Consider the following 13045-nt stretch of genomic DNA (forward strand, 5'->3'; position numbering starts at 1 on the left):
GGCGCCGCGCTCCTGACCGGTGGAGTGACGGACGTTCCGCTTCCGACCGGTGGCGCGCTTCCGATCTGCTGGCCGGTTCCGTCGTACGCAGCGCGGTTCCCCGACGCACCGAAGGCCGGCACCTCGCACAGGGCGAGGCGCCGGCCCGGAGGTCTCAGAGGTACGAGGGCTGCTCCTGCGCACCGGCGGTGCGCGGCACCTCGTGGTCGTCGGCGGGCACCTCCGGCCGCGGAGCGGAACGCAGCAGCAGGGCGACGGCGACGGCGGCGAGTGCGGCGGCCGCGGCGGCGCCCAGGAGCGCGAGGTGCATACCGTCGATGAAGGCGGTCGTCGCCCGGCCGGAGACCGGGCCGCCGATGGCGTGGGCGGCGGCCAGAGAGGAGCGCGCCGCGTCCGCCACCTGGTGCGGCAGACCGGGCAGGCTCAGGTGGTCGCGATAGGCGGCACTGAGCAGGCTGCCGAGGACGGCGATTCCGAGGGCGCCGCCCAGCTCACGCGCCAGGTCGTTCATGGCGGAACCGACGTTCTGCAGCGAGCGCGGCAGAGCGTCCGTGATGGACGTCGTGGCCGGTGTCATGGCCAGACCCATCCCCGCGCCCAGCGGCACGAGACCGGTGGCGATGAGCCAGTACGGGCTGGACGCGTCGAGCCGTGAGAGGACCCCCATGCCCGCCGCGACAGCGGCCAGGCCGACCACCCAGGGCGCCCGGAAGCCGAACCGGCCGACCAGCAGAGGGGCGGCGCGGGAGACCGGCACCATGGTCACGGCCATGGGCAGCATGGCGGTGGCCGCCATCAGCGCGCTGTCGCCCCGCACCAGTTGCAGGTACTGCATCATCACGAAGATGAACCCGAAGAACACGAAGAACTGAAGCATGATCGACAGCGAGCCCGCGGCGAAGTGCCGGTTGCGGAACAGCCGGGGGTCCAGCAGCGGGTTCTCGCGGCGCAGTTCGAAGAGGACGAATCCGGCCAGCACCACCAGGCCCAGCCCGATTCCCGCGAGCGTGACCGGGTCGGCCCACCCGCGGGTCGGCGCCTCGATGACCGAGTAGACGAGCGCGACCAGACCCACCACGGCGAGGAGAGCGCCTCCGATGTCGAGCCGCGGCTGCTGCGGTTCCGCGGACTCGGGCACGAACAGCAGCGTCCCGACCAGGGCGACCAGGGCCAGAGCGACGTTCAGCAGGAACACCGAGCGCCACGACCAGCCCTCCAGCAGGGCTCCGGTGGCGAACAGGCCCACCAGAGCGCTGGCTCCGGCGACCGCGGCCCAGACGCTGACCGCTCGCGCCCGCTGAGCACGCGGGAACGTGCTGGTGATCGTCGACAGCGTGGCCGGCATGACGAGCGCCGCGCCCACACCGAGGACGCCCCGCAGGACGATGAGTGTCGAGGGTTCGGTCGTCAGCGCGGCGGCGGCCGACCCGGCGCCGAAGATCGCCAATCCCGCGAGCAGGGCCCGCCTGCGGCCGAAACGGTCACCAAGTGCGCCGGCCGGCAGCAGCAGCGACGCGAAGACGAGGCTGTATGAGTCGATGATCCAGGACAACTGCGTCTGCGTCGCATGCGTCTCGCGGGCGAGATCGGGCAGCGCCACATTGAGCGACGCCATGGCGGCGACCACCGTGCCGAGGGCGACGCAGGTGACCACCAGGATCAGGTTGTGGCGTACGGCCGGTGCGGAACCGGCGGCAGGGGCGCGCGTGGAGGGCATCGTGGCGTCCTTCGTCCGAGCGGTCCGGGGGGATCCCGGTGCCTGGTCCCAGAGTCGGGAGTCCGGAGAGTGATTTCCACGTCGATGAATTAGGGGTACGGTCCGCCGACCGGTACCGAGGGGCCGCGTTCGTATGCCGCCCCTCGGCACCGAGCCATGCAAAAGTGCTGGTCAGTGGACCGGAGAGCCAGACGCGGCGGCCGACCGGGAGCGAGCGCGCCGATGCCCCCGCCCCCGGATCGGCACAACTGACCGGCCCCTGTTGAATTTCTTCTCGCCCTGCCCGAAGTGCGCGGGGGAGCGCCTACCGGAGCTCGCGTCCGGAGTGAGGTCCGGAATGAGGTCCGGAGTGAGGTCCGGACGAGGGCTCCTAAGCGCCGGCCGGTCGTGCGAGAAGATCTGTCACCTGTCGGTCGACGAGTTCCCAGGTCGCGGCGGGAAGACGGCCGAAGGAACTGCTCCGCAGAGTGCGCAGATCCTCGTTGACATCGGTGTGGCACGCGGTGCTCTCGCTGAACACCTCGTCGTTGTCGCGGACGGCGACGCACAGGCGGGTCGGTCCACCGTCGGCGGAGTGCACGGCGGCGGCGACGACGAGAGGCGATGGCCCACCCGCCTCGCCGGCGGCCTTGTGGTAGCTGCTGGCGATCGGCGCGCGCCAGTGGAGACTCAGCAGCAGATGGCGCTTGGCCAGCACCTCGGCCAGGTCGGTCTCGGAGACGCCTTCGGGTTCCAGGATCACCGCTCGGGCGTCCAGTACGAGCGCCGCGGGCAACAGACAACGCAGCGTGCTGCCGACGATGTTGCCGCCCACCGTGGCCGTCCGCCGTACCGCTCCGGTCCCTACCGCAGCGGCCGCCCGGCGCAGCACCTCCGGCACACGGTCGTCGATACGGTTCAGCACCACGGCCGCGCCCAGGGCCTCGCGCCCGATCGCGTTGGCCTCCGGGAGGTCGCGCAGCGACATGGCGTGGTCGGGGAAGCCGTCCCGTTGCCAGGTGGCCCACACCAGCGTGGCGCCGCCTATCGGCACCGCTCCCTCGGTCATGCACTCCTGCGCTTCGGACACGGATGTGGGCAGACGCAACAGCACGGCAGCCGACCTGCTTTCCTGGTGACTTGGCGGCGGGGTACTCGGTGTCTGGGCCGAATGACCGTCAACAGGCGCATTTTCGCGGTGGGGACGGGGGCGCGTACAGGGCACACTCCTTCGACTGGTGCGCCCCGCCTGCGGATGCGCTCACGACGAGGGCTCTTGCCGAGGCCCGCACCTGCTGTCGGCTCTCACCGAGCGGCAGCCGCCCGCCACTTCCCTTTCCCAAGCGACGACTTGCTTCGTGTCGCGGTCAACTACCCTGGTGGCGGCCGGAGTAGGCGGCCCATCGGCCCGCATGCCGGACCACGGTGATACGGCGGCCGGATTCCGGCGGCGGTGGGTGACGGTCACTGCAGGACGGGGATGGGTCACGGTGACTTCAGGATGTTGACGGCGCGGGCCACCACCAGCACCACGGTCACCAGTGAGACCGTGGACTGGAGCATCATCAGCATCTTGGCCCAGCGGGACAGCGGCATCACGTCGGTCGGGCTGAACGCGGTGGAGTTGGTGAAGGAGAGGTACAGGTAGTCCAGGAACGCCGGTTCCCAGTCCGGCGGCGCGGATTCGGGGCTCTGCATCTGCACGAACAGGAAGTCGGCGAACTGGTGATGGCCCATCATCCGGTCCGCCGGTCCGCCTCGGTCCCACTCCCAGTACCACAGGCCGAACACGATGACGTTCGTCAGCCAGATGTTGGCGCCGGTCAGCAGCAACGTCGGGGGGTGCGACCAGTCCGTGCCGTGCACCAGGTCCGTCACCAGCTGTGCGGCCGCCCAGCCGTTGGCCAGACTGATCAAGCAGATCAGCGCCAGGCCCAGCCACCGCAGCCGCTTGTTCCGGGGCTCGACCCGCCGGGGGTTGGCGGCGATCAGGCCCCCCAGCAGAACCAGTTCCAGGACCGGCAGTACCCAGGGCGACATCAGGGTCAGCCGGTGCGGCAGTTTCAGCTGGAGGATGACCGCCACCAGGATCGCGACGGTCACCGCCCAGCGCGGCTCGCCGTGCGTCACCCTCCGCCAGGCGGGTGCCACTTCGCGCTCGCCGGACTCCAGGAGCCGCTCGATCCTGACGATCCGGCTCTCGGTGTCGTTCGATCTGTCATTCATGGAGGTGATTGTCGCGTGTCACATGTTGATCAAGTGACGCCCCGGCTCGGCTACCTCGGCGGATGGCAGGCACTGTTGGTCTGAACGGCAAGGATGCTGTTGTCATGTGCCGTTGCTGGCCGTTGCTGTCCTCCCTCGTCCGGCCCACGCACGGCCCAGCTCTCATGCGTCTTTGTGGGGTGGCGCCAGTGGGCTCGGCAGATTTGCAGACCGCGCGTCCATTACGCGCCCAAATGCGCCTTCCAGGGTATGGGCATCCTCATGCCCCACGAGTGCCCCACCTGCAGCGGTGCACCTGCCTCGCTCTGGGATGACGGCCCGCCGTTCAATCAGCGTGCGCATCGCCCATCCGAACATCGGGGGCGGGAGTCTCCGCTCGGAGTGGTGCCCCCATGCGGTCGAATCGCAGTTCCGGGCCCGCGGCCTCGGCTGCCCCCAGACGGCCAGGTCGCGGCAGTTTTACAGCGGGGCAGGTCCAAAACCATTGATTTGCGGTTTTTCCCAGCGCCTGCCGCAGTCGGTATGGCGACAAGGCCTCGGAACCGGCGCCTGTCCGCGCACTCAAAACCGACTGGTGGCAGTTCCTGAGAAGACCGGGGAGGGGCGGCACCCTGTGCGGGGTGCCGCCCCTTCGGCATGCTCTGCGGAGACGATCACCGACAGTCTGCCGCGGGATGAGCATGAATGTCCTGTAGCCGGAACTGCGGTCGCGCTACGGGGGTCGGGGCCCGAGCGGGACAGCCACCGCGGTCCCATCGTGAATCCGTGAGCACGACGGTTCAGGGCGACTTGGGAATGTCACCCCGTTCAGCCCGAGCTCGGTGGCATGCACGACGGGCCGGCCCCGAACACCTGCATCGCAGGCTCTGGTCAGTGGCCGCCGCTCGGGGGCTCACAGTTGCTGCCGTCGGGGTAGCCGCCGAAAGCATCCGCCTTCGTGGAGCCACTGCTCATCATGCCCTCCACACACCAGGGAGAGACGCCGATGTCGATGAGGAAGCCGACCCCGGCGGACCCGTTCTGGTACGTCTGTACCTTCTCGGCGGAGTAGCCGAGACCGGTGAGCGCGGCGCGGACGCTGTCCGGGGCGAAGTCGCCACGTCGGCGCAGCGGTTCGAGTGCGTCCTTGACGCGTCCGACGACGGTCAGCCCGTCGCAGCGGTTCTGGCCGTGGAGCGGAATGGGAACCCTGAAGCCGTGGTTCTCGGCGTAGTGGTCGGCCGGCGACTCGGTTGAGCCGGGGGTGGCGGCGGCCGTGGACTCCGTCGGCTCGGCGCTCTCGCCCGGACAGGTGAAGTCCACTGGTGTGCTCGGCGTCGCCATGCCGCTCGGCGTTGGATGCGAACTCCGGTATGCGTCGGCGGCATCCCCTGCCCGCTGCGTTCCGCACCCTGTCGCCGACAGGACCAACACCGCTGACGTCAGCATCCCGAGCCGGACTCTCATCTTCCTTGGCGTCGTCATTCCCTGATCCTTTCCCGCAGCTCGGCGGGCGTCATGAGTACTTCTACTCATGACCGCAACATCGCGTCAGCCGGCGATGGCAAACCCCGGCGATCGGTGTGTGGGAGGTGTTGTGGTCCCGCGACCCCACGCCTCCGTGAACAGTCACGAGTTGGCCGGGTACCTCATCGACCTCGGCCGGGTCGAAGAGGCCGTTGCCGTCCTGCGTCAGGACAAGTCCCGTCCGCCACAGCCCTCGACCACCGCCTGGAGCGCAGAGCCCCTGTTCTGATGTGTGCCTGGCGCCTTCCGGTGATGGGAGCCGGACGGGCAGGGGTGCTGATGGCGCACCCGATCCACCGGCTGCGGGGTGACCGTACGGATCACGCCGGTTCGGCGGTCCACGGCCACGCGGCCGCGCGGCCGGCCTCGATGAGGCCGACCATCCGGAACGCGGCGTCCGTGAGGCCGCCGAAGGTGTGCCGGTGGGGGCCCGTTGGGCCGTGGGCGGGCCGGTATCCCGCAAGGTTCCAGGTGTAGACCGGGATGTCGAGCGGGACCGGCTGGGCCGGGTCCCCGGAGCAGCGGCAGGGGGCGGCCTGCTCGTCGGTGACGATCAGGACCCGGTCGTGCCCCCGGTAATGAGTCCGCACCGCCTCGGCGGTGTGGGTGCCGCCCATATCGTGGAACCGTTTCAGCACCTCGAGCACCGGCTCACCCGCCTCGAACGGCACCTGCGCGCTGCTCGAGCCGAACTCCACCAGATCCGCCTGCTCGGCGCGCATGGCCAGCGCGGTGCCGAACACGGCTGCCGCGTCCGCGTGGGTCAGCTTGGACCGCTCGGAGACGGTGCCGTAGAACATCGAGCCGGACCGGTCCACCAGGATCAGGGTCCGGCCGGGAAGCGGCGGTACGTTGGGCAGGGAGTGGGTCAGGGCCTGTTCCAGTGCGGCCGCCCAGCGCTGCGACGGTGCGTGCTGGTGGGCGGCCAGGTAGCGGAAGGGGAACTGCCGGGACCGGGCCACCTCGGAGGCGTTCGAGAGACGGGCGGCGACCTGGGCCGCGACGTCGTCCGAGACTCCCGCCTCGTCGAAGTTCCGCAGGTTCCGCAGGAGCGCCATCGGCGCCATCGTGGGGATCATGGCTTCCCAGACAGCGGCGTCCATCGGTCCGTGGAGCCAACCCGCCAGCGCCTCCCACGTCATGCCTGCCGCGGCAAGCCGCTCGGAGCCGCCCGGCCCGGTCACCAAGGCGCGCCGTTCGTCCGCAGGCGCTTCCATCAGAGTCCGGTGGGCGGTCAGCAGACGGTCGGAGAACGGCGGAACCGCCTGTTCCGGGTGGTGGCGGCGGTCCAGGGCGTAGCGGAAGAGCGCACCCTGCCAGGGCTTGTCCGGGTCGGGGGAGGCGTGCACCAGGTTGAGCACGTCGCCGAAGCGCAGATCCTTGGACGCGGTGTCGTACTTGAGCAGGGACCGAGACGTGTACAGACGGCGTACGCCGTCGGCGACGCCCCGCTTCACCGGCTGCGGCACGTTCCGCCCGTACGCCGAGATCCAGTGGGCGAGCAGTTCGCCGGGCTCGTCGGCACGCTGGAGCACCGAGTCGATCACGGACCGGTTGGACGGGTCCCCGGACTCACCGGCTCTGAGCCGGGCCCGTACGTACGCGGCGGCGCCCACCAGGGACGCCGTGCGCATGTTGCCCTCGCCGCGAAGCCAGCGCAGCAGGCCGGCCGTCCATTCGGGGTCCTGGAGAGCGAGTTCACCGACGAGGCGGGCGTACCGGTCGTCCCGCTCCGCACCGCTCTCGTAAAAGGTGCGCTGGGAGACGAAGTTGCCGACCGCGAGCAGGAAGAGTTCCTCGCGGGGTTCCCGGACGAAGGCCTGACCGCCCTCGTAGGTGCGGAAGTCCGGCGTGCACTCGTGACCGAGCCGTGGTGGGGACAGGGAGCGGGCGGCGGCCGAGATGTGCGAGGCCACGAGCATCTCGGACCAGATCTTGGAGACGCGCGGGGTGTGACGAGGCAGCGAATCCCCCCGGATTCAAAGGACTGGACGGCCCCGGCCAAAAGGTCGACGGGGCGAAGACGCCCCGACGGGGCGAACACGCCCGCGCCTGCCGAGATCAAAGGTGGCGGCGGCGTTACTTGGTTTTCGGAAGGAAGTAGCCGCAGCCGAGCGCATCGGAGGCGCGGTCGCGATCCCAACATACAAGCGCCATCGGGTCGCACACCAGCGATTTAATACTCCAGCAGCGTTGCGCTGTCTGGCCTGGTCAGAGGCGTTGTCGGGAGTGTAGGCGCTGTCCCGTAACTGCTGGTCACGGTGAGCCGGTAACGCTGGCCGACGTCAGCCGAAGAGGAGGTCGATGTCCCTCTCCGCGTCAGTCACACCCGACGAGGCGCGTGCTCCGGCTGCCTGCTCCGGCCCCGACGACTGCTATGGCGTCGCATGGTCGTTGCTGCACCTGATCGAGACCAGCCCGGGCCCTCTGCCGCCAGTGATACGCCCGGGCCCCGACGCCGACGCCTGGCATCACACGCTCTGGAACGGCTGGGGAAATCGGCGGATTCACGGACGCGGACTTGACGCGTTAGAGCCCTGAGGTGTCTGGATAGGTCCGTTCATGGGGGTGAGCCCGCGTCAGTTCGGCAAATCGATCACCGCGTCGAGGCGCGAAGGCGCGGAGCCGGTCCGCAGGGGCCGACCCTGGAACCTGCCGCTGGAGGACCGGTCCTGCGCAGGCCCAACGTCCCAGAGAAGTCCCAGAGACGCCGCCGCACCCCTTCCTGGCTCGCTGCGCTGCAGTTCAGAAGGGGTGCGGCGGCATTCACCCGTCACATGTTGATCATGTGGCCGGCCAGCCCGTGAATGGCCTCCTTGACCGCCTCGCCGAGGGTCGGGTGCCCGTGCACATTGCGCGCGACCTCGTGGACCGTCAGATCCCACTGCTGAGCGAGCGTCAGTTCCGGGAGCAGCTCGGTGACTTCGGGGCCGATCAGATGGGCGCCGAGAAGTTCGCCGTGGCGCGCGTCGCTGAGAATCTTGACGAAACCCGCGGTGTCACCGAGGCCGTGCGCCTTGCCGTTGGCGGTGAACGGGAACTTCGCCACCTGGACGTCGAAGCCCCTGTCGCGGGCCTGCGCCTCGGTCCAGCCGAAGCTGGCGATCTGCGGCTGGCAGTAGGTCGCCCGAGGGATCATGACGTAGTCGAGTTCCATCGTCTCCGCGTCGGCGATCGTCTCGGCCGCCACGATGCCCATCGACTCGGCCGCGTGGGCCAGCATCAGCTTCGCCGTCACGTCACCGATGGCGTAGATGTGCGGCACGCTCGTACGGCAGCGGCCGTCGATGTCGATCGCCCCGCGGTCGGTGAGTTTCACGCCGGTGTTCTCCAGGCCGTAGCCCTGCACCCGCGGCTGGAAGCCGATCGCCTGCAGCACCTTGCCGGCCTCCAACGTCTGCCGCTGGCCGCCCGTGGTCACCATGACCTTGACCGTGTCCCCGGAGTCGTCGATCGCCTCGACGCGGGTCGACGTCAGCACATTGATGCCGAGTCGCTTGTATCGGCGGGCCAGTTCGGCGGAGACCTCCTCGTCCTCCAACGGGACGATGCGGTCGAGGAATTCGACGAGGGTGACCTGGACGCCGTAGTTGTGGAGCACGTAGGCGAACTCCACGCCGATGGCGCCGGCGCCCGCGATGATGATGCTGTCCGGGAGCGTGTCCGACAGGATCTGCTCCTCGTACGTCACCACGCGCTCGCTCAGTGAGGTTCCGGGGAGCAGCTTGGTGGTGGCGCCGGCGCCGATGATGCAGTGGCCGAAGGTGACCGTTTCCGCGCCGCCGTCGGAGAGGGCGATCTGGAGGGTGTTGTCGTCGCGGAAGGTGCCGTGGCCGGTGTACTGGGTAATCTTGTTCTTCTTCATCAGGTAGTGGACGCCCTTGACCCGTCCGTCCGCCACCTTCCGACTGCGGGTGAAGGCCGCGCCGTAGTCGAAGCTCACCTCACCGTTCACCTGGATGCCGAAGGTCTTGGCCTCCTGGGTGAAGATGTGGGCGAGCTCCGCGTTGCGCAGCAGCGCCTTCGACGGGATGCACCCCACGTTCAGGCACACACCGCCCCAGTACTTCTCCTCGACGATCGCCGTGCTGAGTCCGAGTTGGGCGGCTCGGATCGCCGCGACATATCCACCCGGGCCGGCGCCCAGGACCACCACGTCAAAGTGTGCGCTCATGGCGGCCAGCCTAGAACGCCCCGCCACCGGATCGCCGATCCTGGCGTGACGCCGGGCCGTGGGCCGGGCATGCCGAGGGCCCGTTCCGGCCGAAGGCGTCCGGGCCGGCCCCGGTCAGGGCCGGCCCGGACACCGGATGTCAGACGAGGTCGAACCGGTCCAGGTTCATGACCTTGTCCCAAGCGGCGACGAAGTCGTTCACGAACTTCGCCCGGGCGTCGTCGCTCGCGTAGACCTCCGCGAGCGCGCGCAGCTCGGAGTTCGAGCCGAAGACGAGGTCGGCACGCGTGCCGGTCCACTTGATCTTGCCGGTGGCGTCGTCGCGGCCCTCGAAGGTGGTCGCGTCCTCGGACGTCGGTGTCCAGGTCGTGCCCAGGTCGAGCAGGTTGACGAAGAAGTCGTTCGTCAGCGTCCCGGGGGTCCCGGTGAGGACACCGTGCGAGGACCCCTGGTGGGTCGCGCCCAGGGCGCGCAGACCGCCGACGAGGACGGTGAGCTCCGGCGCGCTCAGGGTCAGCAGGTTCGCCCGGTCGAGCAGCAGGTATTCGGCCGGCAGCCGGTTGCCCTTGCCGAGGTAGTTGCGGAAGCCGTCCGCGCGCGGCTCCAGCGCGGCGAAGGACTCCGCGTCGGTGTGCTCGTCCGTCGCGTCGACGCGGCCCGGGGTGAAGGGCACCTGGACGTCGTGACCGGCGTCCTTGGCGGCCTTCTCGACGGCGGCGACGCCGCCGAGGACGATCAGGTCGGCCAGCGAGACGTTCTTGCCACCGGCGTTGAAGTCACGCTGGATGCCTTCCAGCGTGCGCAGCACCGCCGCCAGCTGGTCGGGGTCGTTGGCCTCCCAGCCGCGCTGCGGCTCCAGACGGATGCGCGCGCCGTTGGCTCCGCCGCGCTTGTCGCTGCCGCGGAACGTCGAGGCCGACGCCCATGCGGTGGAGACCAGCTGCGAGACCGTCAGGTCCGAGTCGAGGATCTTCGCCTTGAGGGCGGTGATGTCCTGGGCGTCGATGACCTCGCCCTCCGCCTCCGGCAGCGGGTCCTGCCACAGCAGGGTCTCCTCCGGGACCTCGGGGCCGAGGTAGAGGGACTTCGGGCCCATGTCGCGGTGGGTCAGCTTGTACCAGGCCCGCGCGAAGGCGTCGGCGAACTCGGCGGGGTTCTCGTGGAAGCGACGGGAGATCGGCTCGTAGATCGGGTCGAGGCGCAGCGACAGGTCGGTCGTGAGCATCGAGGGGGCGATCTTCTTGGAGGGGTCGTGGGCGGCCGGGACGGTGCCCTCGCCCGCGCCGTCCTTGGGCTTCCACTGGTTGGCGCCCGCGGGGCTCTGGGTCAGCTCCCACTCGTAACCGAAGAGGTGGTCGAAGAAGCTGTTGCTCCACTGGGTGGGCGTGGTGGTCCAGGTGACCTCCAGGCCGGAGGTGATGGCGTCCGCGCCCTTGCCCGTGCGGTACGTGCTCTTCCAGCCCAGGCCCTGCGCCTCGATCGGGGCGGCCTCGGGGTCGTCGCCGACGCTCTCCGCCGGGCCCGCGCCGTGGGTCTTGCCGAAGGTGTGGCCACCCGCGATGAGGGCGACCGTCTCCTCGTCGTTCATCGCCATCCGGCGGAAGGTCTCACGGATGTCGCGGGCCGCGGCGATCGGGTCCGGGTTGCCGTTCGGGCCCTCCGGGTTGACGTAGATGAGGCCCATCTGGACGGCGCCGAGAGGGTTCTCCAGGTCGCGGTCGCCGGTGTAGCGCTGGTCGTCGAGCCAGGTGGTCTCGGGACCCCAGTACACGTCCTCCTCGGACTCCCACACGTCCTCGCGGCCGCCGGCGAAGCCGAAGGTGTCGAAGCCCATCTGCTCCAGCGCGACGTTGCCGGTGAGGATCATGAGGTCGGCCCAGGAGAGGCTCTGGCCGTACTTCTTCTTGACGGGCCACAGCAGACGGCGGGCCTTGTCCAGGTTGCCGTTGTCCGGCCAGCTGTTGAGGGGGGCGAAGCGCTGCTGCCCGGCACCGGCACCGCCGCGGCCGTCGCTGATGCGGTAGGTGCCCGCGCTGTGCCACGCCATGCGGATCATGAAGGGGCCGTAGTTGCCGAAGTCGGCGGGCCACCAGTCCTGCGAGGTCGTGAGCACCTCGGCGATGTCCTGCTTCACGGCCGCGAGGTCGAGGGCCTCGAAGGCCGCGGCGTAGTCGAAGTCCTCGCCGAGCGGGTTGGCCACGGCGGGGTTCTTGGCAAGGATCTTCAGGTTGAGCCGCTCCGGCCACCACTGGCGGTTTCCGCCGCCCTGGGTCGGGTGCGGGGCGCGGTCGTGCGCGACCGGGCAGCCGCCTCCGGCCTCCGTTTTTGCGTCGGTGACGATCGCATCGTGGTTCTCAGACATGGGAATCCTTCCGGACGGGCGGATCTCGGTGCTCAGAGACTGCGGGTGGGGGAACAGCCGGGGCGGGGGCCCCGGCGGCCGGCCCCGGAACCATCGACGCGGTCGACGGGGAGGCCGTGGTCTTGGGACGGGAACAGGCAGGGGGCGCAGCCGCCCGCACAGTCGAGGGCGGGGACGTCGTTACACCGCTCGCATCGGGCCGGCTGGACCGGTCCGATACGGGGTACGCGTCCCGCCACGGTGAGCGGACGGAGGGCTGTGTGCGACGTGGAGGGAGATACGGCGCCCGGGCGGCACACCTCGGCAGCGATCGCGTCCTCGCCGAGGTGGCCCAGGGCTCCGGGAGGGTCCCGAGCAGCGTGTCATGGGCGGCCGTCACACGCAGGCCGGCGCCGCGACGTTCCACGGCGGTGGTCCCGACATCTCTGTCTCTCCTGCCCGTACTGAAGTCTTCCTGTCCCTTGGCCAGTGCCAAAACCGATCCTACAATGGACAGAGTCCAAGTCAAGAAGGACGCCAAACGCGTATCCGATCGGACCCAGGATGCACACCGATAAACTGCGGGTTCCCACTGATCCTGAAAAGGTGAACCGATATGAGTGACCTGCTGGAGCGACTGCGAGGGCGTGGCTGGCGAATGACCTCCCAGCGGCGTGTCGTTGCGGAGGTCCTCGACGGCGAGCATGTGCACCTCACGGCCGACGAGGTGCACGCCCGCGCGGCGGAACGGCTGCCCGAGATCTCCCGGGCGACCGTCTACAACGCCCTGGGGGAGCTGGTCTCCCTCGGCGAGGTCATCGAGGTCTCCACCGACGGCCGCGCCAAGCGCTACGACCCCAACGCCCACCACCCGCACCAGCACCTGGTGTGCTCCAGCTGCGGCACCGTCCGTGACGTCCATCCGACCGGCAACCCGCTGGCCGACCTTCCGGCGGCGGAACGATTCGGGTTCACGGTGGCCGCCGTCGAGGTCACCTATCGGGGGCTGTGCCCTTCGTGCGTCTAGGGTCCGTCCGGATCCCGTCCGGACTCCAGTCCGGCGGGCGACGGACTCGTCCGTGATCCGTCCGGCGGGGCCCAG

9 protein-coding genes and 1 pseudogene are annotated in these 13045 nt (G+C 69.7%); 3 read left to right on the plus strand and 7 right to left on the minus strand.

What is annotated here, in order from left to right; genetic code table 11:
- Positions 1–154: 154 nt before the first annotated feature.
- The 4 genes from ACZ4N5_RS23960 to ACZ4N5_RS23975 all read right to left on the minus strand — a co-directional run bounded on the left by ACZ4N5_RS23960 (position 155) and on the right by ACZ4N5_RS23975 (position 5245).
- Positions 155–1717, minus strand: coding sequence for an MFS transporter (locus ACZ4N5_RS23960; RefSeq protein ID WP_467759101.1), 1563 nt, complete (start codon positions 1715–1717; stop codon positions 155–157).
- 370 nt (positions 1718–2087) lie between these two features.
- Positions 2088–2810 (minus strand): FAD binding domain-containing protein, encoded by a 723-nt coding sequence (locus ACZ4N5_RS23965; RefSeq protein WP_467759102.1) that lies wholly within the window; start codon positions 2808–2810, stop codon positions 2088–2090.
- Positions 2811–3181: 371 nt separating this feature from the next.
- A complete protein-coding gene (locus ACZ4N5_RS23970; RefSeq protein ID WP_467759103.1) occupies positions 3182–3922 on the minus strand; it encodes a hypothetical protein in 741 nt (246 codons plus the stop codon).
- An 870-nt stretch (positions 3923–4792) separates the two neighbouring features.
- Complete coding sequence (locus ACZ4N5_RS23975; protein ID WP_467759104.1) at positions 4793–5245, minus strand: hypothetical protein; 453 nt, start codon at positions 5243–5245, stop codon at positions 4793–4795.
- A 253-nt stretch (positions 5246–5498) separates the two neighbouring features.
- Between ACZ4N5_RS23975 and ACZ4N5_RS23980 the strand changes: the two genes are divergently transcribed.
- The gene (locus ACZ4N5_RS23980; protein ID WP_467759105.1) at positions 5499–5657 is read left to right on the plus strand and encodes a hypothetical protein; all 159 of its coding nucleotides are present in this window, start codon (positions 5499–5501) and stop codon (positions 5655–5657) included.
- A gap of 91 nt (positions 5658–5748) precedes the next feature.
- Here the strand turns inward: ACZ4N5_RS23980 and ACZ4N5_RS23985 are convergent, their stop codons facing one another.
- Complete coding sequence (locus tag ACZ4N5_RS23985) at positions 5749–7350, minus strand: TROVE domain-containing protein (RefSeq protein ID WP_467759106.1); 1602 nt, start codon at positions 7348–7350, stop codon at positions 5749–5751.
- A gap of 640 nt (positions 7351–7990) precedes the next feature.
- On the opposite strand from ACZ4N5_RS23985, the pseudogene ACZ4N5_RS23990 reads away from it, so the two are divergent.
- A pseudogene (locus ACZ4N5_RS23990) lies at positions 7991–8098 on the plus strand (IS5/IS1182 family transposase); the annotation flags it as partial.
- A gap of 103 nt (positions 8099–8201) precedes the next feature.
- On the opposite strand, the gene lpdA reads toward ACZ4N5_RS23990, so the two are convergent.
- On the minus strand, positions 8202–9602 hold the full coding sequence (gene lpdA, locus ACZ4N5_RS23995) for a dihydrolipoyl dehydrogenase (RefSeq protein WP_467759107.1): 1401 nt from the start codon (positions 9600–9602) through the stop codon (positions 8202–8204).
- Between the two features lie 139 nt (positions 9603–9741).
- A complete protein-coding gene (gene katG / locus ACZ4N5_RS24000) occupies positions 9742–11964 on the minus strand; it encodes a catalase/peroxidase HPI (protein ID WP_467759108.1) in 2223 nt (740 codons plus the stop codon).
- Positions 11965–12559: 595 nt separating this feature from the next.
- On the opposite strand from katG, the gene ACZ4N5_RS24005 reads away from it, so the two are divergent.
- Positions 12560–12970 carry a Fur family transcriptional regulator gene (locus tag ACZ4N5_RS24005; RefSeq protein WP_467759109.1) on the plus strand — a complete coding sequence of 137 codons (411 nt, stop codon included), beginning with the start codon at positions 12560–12562 and terminating at the stop codon, positions 12968–12970.
- The last annotated feature ends 75 nt before the right edge of the window (positions 12971–13045 follow it).

The sequence above is a fragment of the Streptomyces sp. NPDC026500 genome (assembly GCF_055567635.1).